Genomic DNA, 16095 nt, shown 5'->3' with positions numbered 1-16095 from the left:
TCTGATTGCTAGGCATTGGGGCGGCAACACGGTACCATCATGGCTCCCGTTTCCACGGACTCTACTGCGCGACACAAGAATGGAATATCAAAGCTGGATGTGCCTGATTTGCGGCTGGATTTACGACGAAGAAGCCGGCTTGCCGGACGAAGGCATTGCGCCGGGCACCCGCTGGGCGGACGTTCCCATTAACTGGACTTGCCCGGAATGTGGCGCGCGCAAGGAAGACTTCGAGATGGTCCAGATCTGAGGTTGCGATCCGGCGGCGCGCAAGGTCATCGAGCGCGCCGTGGGTGTCCTGCCGCAGCGGTAATCTGTCATTGTCCTGTCACCGGTTCGCGCGCTAGCCGAGCAGTCAGCGTGCGGCGCGAAGCGGCGGCCCGTCAGCTTCCTGTCGCCCGCTCATGACTTCACGACCCGCCGCACCCGTTTCCTTCGACGCCTTGCCGAATCCACGCGGTGGCGCGGTCCGTCCCGCTGAGCTTGCGCTGGCCGAAGCACTGCTGGCGTTCGAACAACATACCGAGAGCACGTCGGCGCTGCTGCGTGCGTCGCACGCGTTGCGCGCGGCCGGTTGGCTGAGCGCGCAGCGTTTCGCTGACGCCCTCGTGCGGCTGTCGCCGCTCTCGGAAGACGATCCGTCCGGCGCCGATAATGCGCGTGCGGTGTTCGGCGCGGCATTGCGTGATTTCCGCGCGGCGCTCGAACGCCACAATCTGCGCGAACTGTCCTGCTCACCAGCACTCTTCAATCACTATCGCGCGGTGTGCGCGCATTTGTCCGAGCACACGCCCGGTTCCACCGTCGTCTTCGAAGATCTTGCGCTGACCGCGCGTCCGGTGCCGCCGGTGTCGATGCACGCACAGTCCGCCGATCAACTGGCCCATTTGCGGGCGCGTTATGAACGCGCGCTGCTGCCGGTGCTGCGCGCGCAGCCCGACACGGGCAGCGCGGCCGCGCGGGCACTCACCAACGCGGCGCTCGACGAACTGGACGCCGTGCTCACCGAACTCGCCGGTCCTGACCCCTACGATTTCTGGCGGCTCGCCAAGGCTTGCGCGAAAGCGTTGCGGGTCGGCGGCCGGGCAACCGGCGAAGTCGATGCGCGGCGTTTCTACGCCCGCTGCAATCTCGCGCTGGCCGATCATGCACGCGGTATCCTGCGCGCGCCGCGCTCGCTGGTGCGGGCCACGCTGGCGTTACTGTGGCGTGACTACGCCCTGTTCGGCGCCGCCGCCGAAGACGCCGATCAGGTCGAAGTGCTGCACGACTACGGCTTGACCGTCGACTGGCACGTCGCGGGCACCCAGGCATCGGAAATGCTGTGGGAGGCGGGCGCCGTGCAGGCGCAATCGCTCAACGCGGCGCGCGGCATGCTGACGCGCGAGCTGGGCGTGCTGGCGGTCAACTCGCACGCGTACGAAGATTTCCTGCAGACCGCGGATGCGTCGATCGCCGCATTGACCGAGCATGCCCGCGCGGCCGACCAGCCCGAGAAAGCCGATCCGAGCGAAGCGCTGCAAGCCGGCGACGCCGCTTACCGCCTCGGCGCCGCGGCGTGCGCGCTGGGCCTCGGTCATGTGACGCTGCTGGCCGATGCGTTGGGGCTCGCGTGGCGGCGTCGCGCGCACGCCGCAGTCGCGACGCCTGCGGTGCGCGCGCACGTGATCGTCGGTGCGCCGGCGGCGAGTACGTTGGAGCAAAGCGCCGAAGCGTTGCGTGCGACGCTGCACAAGGTGGCTGCGGGTGTTGCGCCAGCCAGTGGTGGCGTTGCGCTGGCCGGCCTTGCCGCGTTGACGCGCGCGATCGAGCAGGGCGGCGAATAAGATTTGCCCATAGCAATAGCGCGGCCCGCGAGCACATAAACACGTTCGTGCGAAACGCCGCGCACCCTACGCCATGGCACACGCGCGCGTGCGTGATAGAGTGCAACCTGATTCGCCGTCGATGGCTCGCGGCACACATCGCAGTCCCACGCTCAAAGCCCGCCATCCTGCATCGTCTTTGCTAAAATCCGAACTATGTCCAAGAGTACCGATCGCATCAATCTGACCAACCAGTTCCTGATCGCCATGCCGAACATGGCCGATCCGACGTTTTCAGGAACGGTGGTCTACCTTTGCGATCACAGTGAGCGCGGCGCGCTCGGCCTCGTGATCAACCGGCCGACCGATATCGACCTGCAAGCGCTCTTCAGTCGCATCGATCTCAAACTCGAGATCGAACCTCTCCTCCATGTACCCGTGTATTTCGGCGGCCCGGTGCAAACCGAGCGCGGCTTCGTGCTGCACGACCCAAAAGAGGGCGATCCGTATACGTCGTCCATGTCGGTGCCGGGCGGCCTCGAAATGACCACGTCGAAAGACGTGCTCGAAGCGGTCGCGAGCGGCACGGGTCCGGAACGTTTCCTGCTCACGCTCGGCCACGCCGGCTGGGCTGCGGGCCAGCTCGAAGAAGAGATCTCGAAGAACGGCTGGCTAACGGTCGAGGCCGACCCCAAAATCATTTTCGACGTACCCGCCGAAGAACGTCTCGAAGCGGCGCTCGCGCTGCTCGGCATCAATCTGTCGATGCTGTCGGGCGAAGCGGGTCACGCATGAGCCTGGCGGCCGGACGTGAGGCGACGCTGCTTGCGTTCGACTACGGTGAAAAACGCATCGGCGTGGCGGTCGGCAATTCGCTGACGCGTAGCGCGCGGCCGCTCGTGATCGTGCAGAACCGCAGTCGCGAATATCGCTTCGAAGCGGTCGGCAAGCTGATCGCCGAGTGGAAACCGGACGCGCTGGTCGTCGGCTTGCCGATGCACCCGGACGGCACGCCGCACGAAATGACCCAACTCGCGAAGCGCTTCGGCAATCAACTGAACGGCCGCTTCAATCTGCCCGTCACGTGGATCGACGAACGCTATTCGTCGGTCGAGGCGAAGGCGGAAATTCGCGCCGGCAACGGCCGCGCCGACATGCTCGACGCCGAAGCCGCCAGCATCATCCTCCAGCAATATCTAGACGGACTGTCCGACGATCATGAGTTCCATTGACGCCGAAGCGCTTTATCGCGCGTTGCTCGACCAGATTCGCGCGGTGTACGGCGACCAGCTTGGCGCGGGTCAGGACGGCGCCGAAGGCGCGGTGCTGGCCGGCATTCATAGCGGCGGCGCGTGGCTTGCCGAACGGCTCGCGCGCGATCTGAACCTGGCGAGCTTCGGCGTGGTGAACGTCGCGCTGCATCGCGACGACTACGCGAAGAAAGGCCTGCATTCGCAGGCGAGCCCGACCTCGCTGCCGTTCTCCGTCGACGGCCGCCGGATCGTGCTGGTCGACGACGTGCTGTACACCGGCCGCACGATTCGCGCGGCGTTGAACGAGCTGTACGACTATGGTCGGCCGGCATCGGTCGAACTGGCGGTGCTCGCCGATCGCGGCGGACGCGAGTTGCCGGTTGCGGCGCGTTTCGTCGGCGGCGTGGTGGAGGTGCCGGCGGATGCAACGCTCGTGCTGGCTCGCGACGCCAGTGGCGGCGCGAACGCTGAAGCAGGCAGCCCACGTTTCACGTTCCACACCGAAGCACGCGTCGATTGAACGGGGCGCCGCGATAGGGCGCCAACGCGCGTCGCACGCATCGCAATGGGCGCGACGCATCGAGCCATTCCACGCCCTCGCAACACAGGTTTCCAAGCCGGCACCGCAGCAGCCTCGGCCGCCGCAGCCGCAGCGCACGCGAAGCAACCCGGCGTGGCATCGTCACACGCAGTCCGCATCGACATCGATCACGTTGAAGCCCGTATTTGAAGCAGGTACACCATGAACACCGCCCCCCAGGCCCCCAAGGATTCCGCCGACAGCGCCACCGAGCGCTTCCGTTATGGCTTCCTGAAGGGCAACCCGCAGCTCACGAAAAACGGCGAGCTCAAACATCTGTTGTCGATCGAGGGTTTGCCGAAGGCGATCGTCAATCACATTCTCGATACCGCCGACCAATTCGTCAGCGTCACCGATCGTGAAGTGAAGAAGGTGCCGCTGTTGCGCGGCAAGTCGGTGTTCAACCTGTTCTTCGAGAACTCGACCCGTACCCGCACCACCTTCGAAATCGCCGCCACGCGGCTCTCGGCGGACGTGCTGAATCTGAACATCAACGCGTCGTCCACCAGCAAGGGCGAGTCGCTGCTCGACACGATCAACAACCTGTCGGCGATGCATGCGGATATGTTCGTCGTGCGTCATGCGTCGAGCGGCGCGCCGTACCTGATCGCCCAGCATTGCGCGCCGCACGTGCACGTGATCAATGCCGGCGACGGCCGTCACGCACACCCGACCCAGGGTCTGCTCGACATGTACACGATCCGCCACTACAAGAAAGATTTCACCAAGCTGCGCGTGGCGATTGTCGGCGACATTCTGCATTCGCGGGTCGCGCGCTCGGATATTCACGCGCTGACCACGCTCGGCGTGCCGGAAGTGCGCGCGATCGGTCCGCGCACGCTGCTGCCGGGCGGTCTCGAACAGATGGGCGTGCGGGTGTTCCACAACCTCGACGAAGGCCTGAAAGACGTCGACGTGATCATCATGCTGCGCCTGCAAAACGAGCGGATGAGCGGCGCGCTGCTGCCGTCGGCGCAGGAGTACTTCAAGAGCTGGGGGCTCACGCCGGAGCGCCTCGCGCTCGCCGCGCCCGACGCGATCGTGATGCACCCGGGGCCGATGAACCGTGGCGTGGAAATCGATTCGCAGGTGGCCGACGGTCCGCAATCGGTGATTCTGAACCAGGTGACGTTCGGTATCGCGGTGCGGATGGCGGTGATGGGCATCGTCGCGGGTAATCACGATTAAAAAAGGCAGCGCATGAAGATTCATATTCAAGGCGGCACGCTGATCGATCCGGTAGCGGGCACCGAACAGCAGCAGGACGTTTTTATTGCAGCGGGCAAGATCGTCGCGATCGGTCACGCACCGGCCGATTTTCACGCAGCGAAAACGATCGACGCGAAGGGCTTGCATATCGCGCCGGGTCTGGTCGACCTGTCCGCGCGTCTGCGCGAGCCGGGCTTCGAACACAAAGCGACGCTCGAATCCGAAATGGCCGCAGCGCTCGCCGGCGGCGTGACGAGCCTCGTGTGTCCGCCGGACACCGATCCGACGCTCGACGAACCCGGCCTCGTCGAGATGCTCAAGTTCCGCGCGCGCAATCTGAACCAGGCGCATGTGTATCCGCTCGGCGCGTTGACGGTCGGCCTCAAAGGCCAGGTCATCACCGAGATGGTCGAGTTGACCGAAGCGGGCTGCATTGGTTTTTCGCAGGCCGATGTGCCGGTGGTCGACACCCAGGTGCTGATGCGCGCGCTGCAATACGCGAGGACCTACGGCTACACCGTGTGGCTGCGTCCGGTGGATGCGTATCTCGGCAAGGGCGGCGTGGCCGCCAGCGGCGCGCTGGCATCGCGAATGGGTTTGTCGGGCGTGCCGGTGTCGGCTGAAACCATCGCGCTGCATACGATCTTCGAACTGGTGCGCGTGACTGGCGCGCGGGTGCATCTGTCGCATGTGTCGTCGGCGGCGGGCATCGAACTGATGCGCGCGGCCAAGGCCGAAGGCCTGCCGGTGTCGTGCGACGTCACCGTCAATCACGTGCATCTGATCGATCTCGACATCGGCTATTTCGACGCGCAGTTCCGTCTCGATCCGCCGCTGCGTCAGCAGCGCGATCGCGAAGCGATTCGCGCGGGCCTGGTCGACGGCACCATCGACGCGATCTGCTCCGATCACACGCCGGTCGACGACGACGAAAAGCTGCTGCCGTTCGCCGAAGCCACGCCGGGGGCAACCGGCCTGGAGCTGTTCCTGTCGCTGACGGTGAAATGGGCCGACGAAGCCGGTGTGCCGCTTGCCAAGGCACTGAACCGCATCACCACAGCGCCCGCCGACGTGCTGGAATTGCAGGACGCCGGCCGCCTCGTCGTGGGTGGCGTGGCCGACCTGTGCGTGTTCGATCGTCACGCGTACTGGCGCGTCGAGCCGCGTGCGTTGAAGAGCCAGGGGCACAACACGCCGTTCCTCGGCTACGAACTGCCGGCGCGCGTGCGCGCGACGGTCGTGGCCGGTCACGTCGCGTTCGAACAGCGCTAATATCCGCGGCATCGCCCAGTTACGGAAAGCTCCGACATGAAGCTCGCGTTACGCAAGGCCCGTCTCGTCGCGCATCTGCTGCACGGCATGTGGACCGTGGCGACACGTTTCCCCAAAGCCGACGCTGCTACGCGCGAGGCGCTGAATCGCCAGTGGTCGCTGAAAATGCTGCGTTTGTGCGGCATGAAGCTCGTCGTGCATAACGACGCAGCAAGGCTCGACCGCGGCGCGCTGGTGGTTGCCAATCACATCTCGTGGATCGACATCTACGTGATCAATGCGTGGCGGCCGACGCCGTTTGTTTCGAAGGCGGAAATCCGGCAATGGCCGGTGGTCGGCTGGCTCGCGCAGCAGCTCGGCACCGTGTTCATTCAGCGCGAGAAGCGCAGCGATGCGAAGCGGATCATGCATGAACTGGCCGAGCGTCTGAGCGCGGGCGAACTGATGTGCGTGTTTCCCGAAGGCACGACGTCGAACGGACTCGCGCTGCTGCCGTTCCACGCGAATATGTTTCAGGCGGCCGTGTCGGCCGCGGCGCCGGTGCAGCCGCTGTGCATCATGTACGAGGACGCGCAGGGCCGGCAATCCACCTCGCCGGCTTATATCGACGATCTCTCGCTGGCCGATTCGCTGAATCTGCTGTTGCGCGGCGGCCCGTTGACCGCGCATGTGGTTGTCGGCGCGGCGATTGCGCCGGGCGTGGACCGGCGCACGCTGGCCGCACAAGCGGAAGGGGCGATCGCGGCGGCGTTGCAGGCCATGCAGGGCGGCACGGCGACGGTCGGCGCGGTGGCTGCGGAAGAACTCTCCTAGTTGCCGCCGCCCGGCACGCGGCAACTCTCGCAGTCGACCTGGGTCAGCGTGCGTTCCGCGGGGTTTTGCGTCAGCCGCACGGCCGAGAGCTTTTCACCCCAGACGCAACCCGAGTCGAGTCCAACCAGGTTATCGCGCACGGTCAAACCGAGCGCGGCCCAATGGCCGAACACCACGGTCACATTCGCAGTTTTGCGCGACGGTACGTCGAACCACGGCATGCAACCCGGCGGCGCCGCGCTCAGCGCGCCGCTGCTGCTGAAATCCATTACGCCTTCGGCGTTGCAGAAACGGATGCGCGTCAACGTGCTGCATGTGAGACGCAGTCGCTCGATGCCCTTCAGACCCGGTGTCCAGCGATTCGGCTCGTTGCCGTACAGGCCCGCCAGCGTTTCCTTCCAGTTCGACGCGCGCAGCGCCCGCTGCAGCTCGTCGGCGAGTTCCATCGTCAGGTTCGCGTCCCATTGCGGCAGGACGCCCGCATGTACCATCAGCATGCCGTGCTCGAAGTGCGCGAGCGGGCGGTGGCGGACCCATTCGAGCAGGTCGTCGGCGTCCGGCGCGGCGAGAATCTCGGCGATCGTGTCGCCCTTCTTCAACTTGCGGATCCCCGCCGATACCGACAGCAGATGCAGATCGTGATTGCCCAGCACCGGCACCGCGAGTTCGCCGAGCGCGATGATGTCGCGCAGCGTGGCGAGCGATTCAGCGCCGCGATTGATCAGGTCGCCCGCGAACCACAGCGGCGTGCCGGCCGGCGGCGCGGCCTTGGCCAACAGTTGCTGGAACGGCTTGCGACAGCCTTGCAGATCGCCGAACGCGAGCGGTGCGAGAGGGGGGTGGGAGGTGGAGGAAAGCGTGGTGGCGGGTGTCATCGAGGAAGTGAGTACGGTTCGAACCACGCGGTGACGCAGGAGTCGTGCCGCGTTGAGCAGTGCAACATGCTAGCGTGACATAATAGCCCGTTTGATGCACGAATATCGCACCGCACGGCCCCCGAGGCCGGTGGCGCAAGGCGCGCTGCCCGCCGCCCGCCCGCACGCCGCAAGCTGCCCGCGATATTGCAATACAACAGGACGTCCCTCGTGAACACAGCAAGCATGTCGCCGTTTCAGCCGCAGCCAGCCATCCGCACGCTCGTGACCGGTGCGAGCGGCTTTACCGGCCGCTATCTGGTCGAGAAACTGCTGGGTCGCGGCCACACCGTGATCGAAACGGTCGGTGCACGCGACGCGCAGGAAACGCCTACGCGCCTACACCTCGACATCACGTCGCCGGACGCGTGCCGGCGCGTGATCGAGATCGCGCGGCCCGACTATATCGTCCATCTGGCGGCGATCAGCTTCGTCGGGCATAACGATCCGCTCGACTTTTACCGCGTCAACGTGATCGGCACGCTGAATCTGCTGGAGGCTTGCGCGGCGGTCGGTCATACGCCGCGCAAGCTGTTGATTGCGAGCAGTGCGAACGTCTACGGCAATGTGACCAGCGACGCGATCGACGAAAGTTTCCCGGTCACGCCGGTCAATCATTACGCGGCCAGCAAGGCGGCGATGGAAACCATGGTGCGCACCTGGTTCGACCGCCTGCCGATCCTGATCGCGCGGCCGTTCAACTACACGGGGCGTGGGCAGACGTCGAACTTCCTCGTGCCGAAGATCGTTGACCATTTCGCGCGCCGCGAACCGCGGATCGAGCTGGGCAATATCGATGTGGCGCGTGATTTTTCGGATGTGCGGTATGTGGCGGGGGCGTATGAGGCGCTGCTCGCTTCCGACGTGACGTCCGAGACGGTCAATGTCTGCACCGGTACGCCGTACACGTTGCGCGAGATCCTGGGCGCGGCGAGCGAGCTGACCGGTCACGAGCTCGAGATTCAGATCAATCCCGCCTTTGTGCGGCAAACCGACGTCAAGATGCTGGCCGGCTCGCCGGCGAAGCTGCGTTCGCTGGCGCCGGCGGTTGAGTCGATTCCATTCATGGAGACGCTGCGCTGGATGCTGGCGGCCTGAGCGGCGCGAGGCGGCGGAAGTTGTCGTCGGATGCCTGTTTTGCGGCGCGGCGACGGACGAAATTTGACACATCTCCGGGTCGCGGGCCGTCGCAGTCGGGCCTTGATGGCGCGTGCAGGCGGGCCAACCTGGGTGGGTGTTTGACCCGCTACATTTGACGTATGCAAGGTGGCGCGGCCCTTGTTGGCCCGCGACCCTTTTAGCATCCATTCGATGTATCAAGTTGTATGCAATCGTTGTTTTAGGGGCTTGGTGTCATATAATTCTAGCGCCCCACGCGTCAAGGACGTATCCAGCAGCGGTGCCCTCGGCCCGACGCGGACAGAAATGCACGTCCGTCCCAACTCAAGTTGGTGACGTCGATTTGCTATTGAGAGTGCCGACCGCTGCGGCGGTTAGCGGAAAAGCGGGGCGGGGCGCTGCTGCCTAGCTGCGGCGCATGAATATACCTTAAGGATTTGTATGATTCTCGTAACGGGCGGCGCCGGCTTCATTGGCGCGAATTTCGTACTTGACTGGCTGAGTGTAGGTGACGAATCCGTACTCAACGTGGATAAACTCACGTACGCGGGCAATCTTTCTACGCTCAAGTCGCTTCAAGGAAATGAGAAGCATACATTCGCGCAAGTCGATATTTGCGATCGTGCCGCGCTGGACAAACTGTTTGCCGAGTATCGGCCGCGCGCTGTGGTTCACTTCGCTGCCGAGAGTCACGTCGACCGATCGATCGACGGCCCGGCCGACTTTGTGCAGACGAATGTCGTGGGCACGTTCACGCTGCTAGAAGCCGCTCGCGCATACTGGACCACGTTGCCGGAGGCGGAGAAAGCCGTGTTTCGCTTTCTTGCCGTATCCACAGACGAAGTGTTCGGTTCGCTCGGTCCGCAGGACCCGCAGTTTTCCGAAACGACTCCGTACGCGCCCAACAGCCCCTACTCGGCGACCAAAGCCGCGTCCGACCATTTGGTGCGTGCTTACCACCATACGTACGGGCTGCCGACGCTTACCACCAATTGCTCGAACAACTACGGCCCCTATCATTTCCCGGAAAAACTCATTCCGCTAATGATCACCAATGCGCTGGCAGGCAAGTCGTTGCCGATCTACGGCGACGGGCAGAATGTGCGCGACTGGCTGTATGTGACGGATCATTGTTCGGCGATTCGCCGCGTTCTCGAATCCGGTAAGCCGGGCGAGGTTTACAACGTTGGCGGCTGGAACGAAAAAACGAATCTCGACGTCGTGCACACCTTGTGTGACCTGCTCGACGACCTCAAGCCCAAAGCCGACGGTTCGTATCGTGATCAGATGACCTTCATCAAGGATCGCCCCGGTCACGACCGACGTTATGCCATCGACGCACGCAAGCTCGAGCGCGAGCTGGGCTGGAAGCCGGCTGAGACGTTCGAGACCGGCCTCAGGAAGACCGTGCAGTGGTACCTTGATAATCAGCCTTGGGTGGACGACGTCACCTCGGGGGAGTATCGGAAGTGGGTAGGCCAGCACTATGCGTGAAGGTGACGCGCGAGCGCGCGGCGAACTTGACACGATTCTGATCGTCGGCGCACACGGGCAGGTTGGGCTTGAACTGCGGCGCAGCCTATCGTTGTTGGGCCGTGTTGTAGCGGTGGGTCGGGAGGCCTGCGACCTGACATCCGCGGAACAGATCATCGCGCTGATGCGTTCGGTGAGGCCGCGTGTGGTCGTCAACGCCGGCGGCTATACCGCTGTGGATGCCGCGGAGACCGACGCCGAGCTGGCGCATGTGGTCAATGCTGTCGCACCCGGTGTCTTGGCGGCAGAGATGAAGTCTCTCGGTGGACTTATGGTTCACTATTCGACGGACTATGTGTTCGACGGGGCCAAGTCAACGCCCTACACCGAAGACGACACCGCGTTGCCGCTCTCCGTCTATGGCCGCTCGAAGCTGGACGGTGAGTCGTCGGTGAGCGGTGCGTGCGCGGCGCACTATATTTTCCGGGCGAGCTGGGTCTTCGGTTTGCAAGGCGGCAACTTTCTTAAGTCGGTTGCACGAGCCGCGCGGACTCGCACGTCGTTGTCGGTGGTCGCCGATCAAATCGGCGCGCCCACACCGGCAGCCCTGTTGGCAGACGTCACGGCGCTCGCCGCTCATGGGTATCTGCATGCCGCTGCTCCGATGCCGTACGGGGTATACCACGTCGCGGCACAGGGTGAAACCAGCTGGCACGGGTACGCGCGCCATATTGTGGAAACGCTTGGCAGTGCCGGTGTTCAGCTTGCTGTTGCACCGGACGATGTGCATCCGATCACGGCCGCGCAATACGGCAGTGTCGCAGCCCGCCCTTTGAATTCGCGACTCGATACTTCGAAACTGCGCTCGGCGTTGCACATCGAACTGCCCGACTGGCGTGAAGGCGTCAACCGCGTGCTTGCCCAGCTTGTCGAGGGGCAGCGGTTGCTTGGCTGATTGTGCGCTTGAATATTTGAGGGGTCCGTTATGAAGCGAAAAGGCATTATTCTGGCCGGTGGGTCAGGCACGCGCCTCTATCCAATAACACGTTCGGTGTCGAAGCAGCTTCTCCCTGTCTACGACAAGCCGATGATCTATTACCCGCTAAGCACATTGATGCTTGCGGGTATTCGTGACATTTTGATCATTTCGACACCCCAGGACACGCCACGTTTTGCCGAGTTGCTCGGTGACGGCAGTCGCTGGGGGCTGAATTTGCAGTACGCCGTGCAGCCATCGCCCGATGGTCTGGCTCAGGCGTTCATTATCGGGCGGGATTTTGTCGGTGCCGATCCGTCGGCGCTGATTCTCGGCGATAACATTTTCCACGGCCACGATCTGCTGAGCCAGCTCCAGGATGCGTCGGCCCGGGAGCACGGGGCGACGGTCTTTGCGTATCACGTGCTTGATCCGGAACGCTACGGCGTGGTCGAGTTCGATAAGAGCTTTCGCGCGGTCTCGCTTGAGGAAAAGCCCGTCGCACCGCGATCGAACTATGCGGTGACCGGCCTGTATTTCTACGACAACGACGTTTGCGATATTGCTGCGGGCATTAAGCCGTCCGGCCGTGGCGAACTCGAAATCACCGATGTCAATCTGCACTATCTGCGCAATGATCGACTGGCTGTCGAGATCATGGGGCGCGGTTATGCGTGGCTCGATACCGGAACCCACGATTCGCTTCAGGACGCTGCGGTTTTCATCGCTACGCTGCAGAAACGTCAGGGGTTGATGGTCGCATGCCCCGAAGAAATTGCATTCCGCAATCAGTGGATTTCCGCTGAAGATCTCGCGACATTGGCCAAGCCGCTTGCCAAGAACGGCTACGGCCAATATTTGCATCGCATTCTCCAGGAGTCCGTGGCATGAATCTGACCGCTATCCGCACCGCGTTGCCGGAAGTCGTCATTCTGGAACCGAAGGTCTTTGGCGACGATCGGGGTTTTTTTTACGAGAGTTTCAACGGGCGTGAGTTTGCCGAAGGCACCGGGGTCGATCGCAATTTCGTGCAGGACAATCATTCGCGTTCGGCGCGCAATGTTCTGCGCGGCCTTCATTATCAGATCAACCAGCCACAAGGCAAGCTGGTCCGCGTGGTGAGCGGCCGCGTGTTCGACGTGGCTGTCGACATTCGTCGTAGTTCGAGCAATTTCGGTAAGTGGACAGGTATCGAGTTGTCGGCTGAAAACAAGCGTCAGTTATGGATACCTGAAGGTTTCGCTCACGGTTTTGTCGTGCTGTCGGAATTCGCTGAATTCCTGTATAAGACGACCGACTATTACGCTCCGGAATATGAGCGCTCTTTGGCGTGGAACGATCCAGCCATCGGAATTGAATGGCCGTTCGACGGCGAGCCACTGCTGTCCAAAAAAGACGCTGTTGCGCCCGCGCTTGCCGACGCCGAATTGTTTAACTAGCCCGACTCCCGAGGAGACTTTTATGGCTATCCAGTTATTCGTACCCAATTTTCGCATCCAAGAATGCCTTGACGAAATCAAGGAATGCCTCGAGAAGGGCTGGACCGGACTTGGTTTCAAGACCAACCAGTTCGAAGATGCATGGAAAGCTTACACAGGCCTGCCGCATGCGCACTTTCTGAGCTCGAACACGGTCGGCTTGCATTTGGCGTTCGAACTGCTGAAGACCAAGCACAATTGGGCTGATGGCGATGAAATCATCACGACGCCGCTGACCTTCGTGTCGTCGAACCACGCGATTCTTTACTCGCAACTGTCGCCGGTCTTCGCCGACGTCGACGATTCGCTGTGCCTCTCGCCGGAGAGCATCGAGGCGCGTATCACCGAACGTACGCGTGCTGTGATCTACGTCGGTGTCGGTGGCAACGTCGGCCAGTATGAGCGTGTTCTGAAGCTGTGCCGTGATCGCGGTATTGTGATGATTCTGGACGCGGCGCACATGTCGGGTACGCGCTTGCATGGGAAGCATGTTGGCCACGACGCGGACGTGACGGTGTTCAGTTTTCAGGCGGTGAAGAATCTGCCGACCGCGGACTCCGGCATGATCTGTTTCCGTGATGCGGAAGACGACGCGCGGGCTCGTAAAATGAGCTGGCTCGGCATCAACAAGGACACGTACGCGCGTACGGCGTCGCAAGGTGCTTACAAGTGGATGTATGACGTCGAGGAAGTGGGCTTCAAGTATCACGGCAACTCGATCATGGCAGCAATCGGGCTCGTGCAACTGAAGTACCTGGACAACGACAACTCATATCGCCGCCAACTCGCCAATTGGTATGAAGAACTTCTTGGCAAGCACAGCAACGTGCGTCTGATTCCGATCACGGAAGGCTGTGAATCGTCGCGCCATCTTTTCCAGATCCGCGTTAAGAATCGCGACGAACTGATGCTGGCGCTCAACGAGCACGAAATCTACCCAGGCGTTCACTACCGCGACAACACCGAGTACCGCATGTATGCACACGGTAAGGGGCAGTGTCCGAACTCGCATCAGGCAAGTCACGAAATCCTGTCGCTGCCCATGCACATGGGCGTGTCGCGCAAGGACGTCGAACTGATTGCGAGCCTCGTCATTCGCTACGCCGCCGCATGAAGCAAGCGTACCTCCCGTTCGTCGCCGGCGACCTTCGGTTGAGGCCGCTTGCCGAGTCCGATTTGCCGAGTACTCTGGAATGGCGCAATCGTGATGGCGTGCGGCAACAGTTCGGGACATCCGATGCGTTGCAGTGGGATCAGCATATCGGCTGGTTTCAACGTTTCGTCGAGAAACCGGACGATCTGGTATTCATCGTTGAGGACGCAACAACCCACGCGCGCATCGGACAGGTAGCAATCTACGCAATCGACTCTGCTGCTCGCCGTGCTGAGATCGGGCGTTTTGTCGCGTCGCCTGAGTTCCAGGGGCGCGGACTTATGCGGCAAGGTATCGCCGCATTGATCGAATTCGCGCACAAAGTACTCGGCCTGACGTCGGTGTATTTGCAAGTGCGTGAGACCAATGAGCGTGCGCGGGCGCTGTATGAGCATCTTGGTTTTGTCGAGGTCTCGCGCGCCGATGGCATGATCGAAATGGAGCGAAGCATCAATGATCACCTATAACAGCGCCAGCGCTCGTCCGTTTTTGGCGGAGTTCGTCAGCGCTGCTAAACTCTGGCGCGTTTGGCTCCACATGGGGCTTCAGGACGTCAAGAGTCGTTTCAGGAGTTCCGCGCTCGGTCCCGCGTGGATTCTCATTAATCTGGGTGCTGTGATTGCCGCGATCGGTGTGATCTACGGTCGTCTGTTTCATCAGCCGATGAATGAGTTTCTGCCGTTTCTCACACTTGGATTGGTGATCTGGACGTTCATCTCGTCAGCGTTGGTTGAGGGTTCGTCTGCGTTTGTCGTTGCCGAAGGCTACATCAAGCAATTCCCGTTTCCGAAGATCATCTATCTCTACCGTGCGACCGTGCCCTATACGGTCGTTTTCGCGGTGGGTCTGCTGGTTTTCTTCGCCTCTATGGCGCTCTATCAACGACATATCGGTTGGGGAGCTCTGTGGGCGGTGCCGTTCTTCGTGCTCTTCCTGGTCATCAATTTTTTTCATCTGATCATCGTCGCACACGTGGGCGTCCGGTTCCGGGACTTGCCTCACTTGCTGGGCAGCTTGATCCAGATTGCGTTCTATCTGACGCCGGTCATCTTCACCGTCACGATGCTAAAGGATCGGGGGCTGGCGTTCGTTTACATGTTTAACCCACTTTATTACCTGATCGAGATCTTGCGTTATCCACTCCTCAACAGTGAGGCGCCGCCGCCCGAAGTGATTTACGTTGCGGTGGGCTATTGCATTGTCGCGGGTCTGGTTGCCACTTATGTTGTCAAGAAGATGTCGCATCGAATTGTGTACGTGCTATGACTGAAGACCTGAAGATTAGCCTGCGTGATGTGGGCGTGAGGTTCGATGTGTCAGCACGTCAGGACAGTCTCAAGTCCACGGTGCTCAACGCGATCCGTCGAACCGGCAAGCGGGAGAAGAATGAACGCCGCGTGGTGCACGCCCTGAAGGGCGTGACGTTGAACATCGAACACGGTGAACGGGTCGGCCTTATCGGCTTGAATGGCGCGGGCAAGAGCACGATACTGAAAGTGATGGCCGGGATTTACCCGCCCACTTCCGGCGAGGCAGAAATCAGCGGTCACGTCTCGGCAATGTTCGAACTTGCGACCGGGTTCGAGATGACGCAGACCGGCTGGGACAATATCCGCATTCGCGGCATGTTGCTGGGCCTGACTCCCACTCAGGTCGAGGAGCGTATTCACCAGATCGCCGAGTTCTCGGAGTTGGGCGAATTCCTGGACTACCCGGTAAAGACATATTCGGCCGGGATGTTCATCCGCCTGGCTTTCTCAGTCTCGACCGCCATCAATCCAGAGATTCTGTTGCTCGACGAAGTCATGGGCGCGGGCGACGTGCAATTCGCTAACAAGGCCAAGCGCCGAATGCACGAATTCATGGAGCAGGGGAAAATTCTGGTGTTCTCCAGTCATAGCCTCGAAATGCTCGAATCCTTTTGCGAACGCGTGATCTGGATGCGCAAGGGCGAGGTTGTCATGGACGGACCGGCCAAGCGAGTCCTTACCGAGTACGATATTAAAGCTGGGCAGTGACGGCGCTGGCACGCTTATGTCCGTCCTGTTGG

Annotated in this window: 18 protein-coding genes; 17 read left to right on the top strand and 1 reads right to left on the bottom strand. The window is 61.9% G+C overall.

What is annotated here, in order from left to right; all coding sequences use genetic code 11:
• Positions 1–79 precede the first annotated feature (79 nt).
• The 8 genes from GGD40_RS09005 to GGD40_RS08970 all read left to right on the top strand — a co-directional run bounded on the left by GGD40_RS09005 (position 80) and on the right by GGD40_RS08970 (position 6932).
• Positions 80–250: a rubredoxin gene (locus GGD40_RS09005; protein WP_013338354.1), complete on the top strand. Its 171-nt coding sequence runs from the start codon at positions 80–82 to the stop codon at positions 248–250.
• A 154-nt stretch (positions 251–404) separates the two neighbouring features.
• The gene (locus GGD40_RS09000; protein ID WP_179743416.1) at positions 405–1826 is read left to right on the top strand and encodes a hypothetical protein; all 1422 of its coding nucleotides are present in this window, start codon (positions 405–407) and stop codon (positions 1824–1826) included.
• 195 nt (positions 1827–2021) lie between these two features.
• Positions 2022–2600 (top strand): YqgE/AlgH family protein, encoded by a 579-nt coding sequence (locus GGD40_RS08995; protein WP_179706557.1) that lies wholly within the window; start codon positions 2022–2024, stop codon positions 2598–2600.
• Positions 2597–3037 carry a Holliday junction resolvase RuvX gene (gene ruvX, locus GGD40_RS08990; RefSeq protein WP_035552701.1) on the top strand — a complete coding sequence of 147 codons (441 nt, stop codon included), beginning with the start codon at positions 2597–2599 and terminating at the stop codon, positions 3035–3037. Before GGD40_RS08995 ends, ruvX begins: the two co-directional genes overlap by 4 nt.
• The gene (pyrR, locus tag GGD40_RS08985) at positions 3024–3578 is read left to right on the top strand and encodes a bifunctional pyr operon transcriptional regulator/uracil phosphoribosyltransferase PyrR (RefSeq protein ID WP_179706556.1); all 555 of its coding nucleotides are present in this window, start codon (positions 3024–3026) and stop codon (positions 3576–3578) included. Before ruvX ends, pyrR begins: the two co-directional genes overlap by 14 nt.
• Positions 3579–3800: 222 nt before the next feature.
• Positions 3801–4826 (top strand): aspartate carbamoyltransferase catalytic subunit, encoded by a 1026-nt coding sequence (locus GGD40_RS08980; protein WP_179706555.1) that lies wholly within the window; start codon positions 3801–3803, stop codon positions 4824–4826.
• A 12-nt stretch (positions 4827–4838) separates the two neighbouring features.
• The gene (locus GGD40_RS08975; protein WP_179706553.1) at positions 4839–6119 is read left to right on the top strand and encodes a dihydroorotase; all 1281 of its coding nucleotides are present in this window, start codon (positions 4839–4841) and stop codon (positions 6117–6119) included.
• A gap of 36 nt (positions 6120–6155) precedes the next feature.
• The gene (locus GGD40_RS08970; RefSeq protein ID WP_179743415.1) at positions 6156–6932 is read left to right on the top strand and encodes a lysophospholipid acyltransferase family protein; all 777 of its coding nucleotides are present in this window, start codon (positions 6156–6158) and stop codon (positions 6930–6932) included.
• Here GGD40_RS08970 and GGD40_RS08965 read toward each other — a convergent pair.
• Positions 6929–7807, bottom strand: coding sequence for a symmetrical bis(5'-nucleosyl)-tetraphosphatase (locus GGD40_RS08965; protein ID WP_179743414.1), 879 nt, complete (start codon positions 7805–7807; stop codon positions 6929–6931). The two genes, GGD40_RS08970 and GGD40_RS08965, sit on opposite strands and share 4 nt — an antisense overlap.
• Before the next feature lie 225 nt (positions 7808–8032).
• Between GGD40_RS08965 and GGD40_RS08960 the strand changes: the two genes are divergently transcribed.
• The 9 genes from GGD40_RS08960 to GGD40_RS08920 all read left to right on the top strand — a co-directional run bounded on the left by GGD40_RS08960 (position 8033) and on the right by GGD40_RS08920 (position 16063).
• Positions 8033–8944 (top strand): GDP-mannose 4,6-dehydratase, encoded by a 912-nt coding sequence (locus GGD40_RS08960; RefSeq protein ID WP_179744911.1) that lies wholly within the window; start codon positions 8033–8035, stop codon positions 8942–8944.
• Between the two features lie 462 nt (positions 8945–9406).
• Positions 9407–10459, top strand: coding sequence for a dTDP-glucose 4,6-dehydratase (gene rfbB, locus GGD40_RS08955; RefSeq protein WP_179743413.1), 1053 nt, complete (start codon positions 9407–9409; stop codon positions 10457–10459).
• Positions 10452–11393: a dTDP-4-dehydrorhamnose reductase gene (gene rfbD, locus GGD40_RS08950; RefSeq protein WP_179743412.1), complete on the top strand. Its 942-nt coding sequence runs from the start codon at positions 10452–10454 to the stop codon at positions 11391–11393. The genes rfbB and rfbD overlap by 8 nt, the downstream gene beginning before the upstream one ends.
• Positions 11394–11423: 30 nt before the next feature.
• On the top strand, positions 11424–12305 hold the full coding sequence (rfbA, locus tag GGD40_RS08945) for a glucose-1-phosphate thymidylyltransferase RfbA (protein ID WP_179743411.1): 882 nt from the start codon (positions 11424–11426) through the stop codon (positions 12303–12305).
• The gene (gene rfbC, locus GGD40_RS08940) at positions 12302–12853 is read left to right on the top strand and encodes a dTDP-4-dehydrorhamnose 3,5-epimerase (RefSeq protein ID WP_179743410.1); all 552 of its coding nucleotides are present in this window, start codon (positions 12302–12304) and stop codon (positions 12851–12853) included. Before rfbA ends, rfbC begins: the two co-directional genes overlap by 4 nt.
• A 22-nt stretch (positions 12854–12875) precedes the next feature.
• Entirely contained in the window at positions 12876–14006 is a 1131-nt protein-coding gene (locus GGD40_RS08935) for a DegT/DnrJ/EryC1/StrS family aminotransferase (RefSeq protein ID WP_179743409.1), read from the top strand.
• The gene (locus tag GGD40_RS08930; RefSeq protein ID WP_179743408.1) at positions 14003–14512 is read left to right on the top strand and encodes a GNAT family N-acetyltransferase; all 510 of its coding nucleotides are present in this window, start codon (positions 14003–14005) and stop codon (positions 14510–14512) included. The genes GGD40_RS08935 and GGD40_RS08930 overlap by 4 nt, the downstream gene beginning before the upstream one ends.
• On the top strand, positions 14499–15311 hold the full coding sequence (locus GGD40_RS08925; protein WP_179743407.1) for an ABC transporter permease: 813 nt from the start codon (positions 14499–14501) through the stop codon (positions 15309–15311). The genes GGD40_RS08930 and GGD40_RS08925 overlap by 14 nt, the downstream gene beginning before the upstream one ends.
• Positions 15308–16063: an ABC transporter ATP-binding protein gene (locus GGD40_RS08920; protein WP_179743406.1), complete on the top strand. Its 756-nt coding sequence runs from the start codon at positions 15308–15310 to the stop codon at positions 16061–16063. Before GGD40_RS08925 ends, GGD40_RS08920 begins: the two co-directional genes overlap by 4 nt.
• Positions 16064–16095 lie beyond the last annotated feature (32 nt).

This window comes from Paraburkholderia bryophila, assembly GCF_013409255.1.
Classification (GTDB): domain Bacteria; phylum Pseudomonadota; class Gammaproteobacteria; order Burkholderiales; family Burkholderiaceae; genus Paraburkholderia.
The sequence above is the reverse complement of the archived record's forward strand: the minus strand, read 5'-3'. Positions and strand labels throughout refer to the sequence as shown.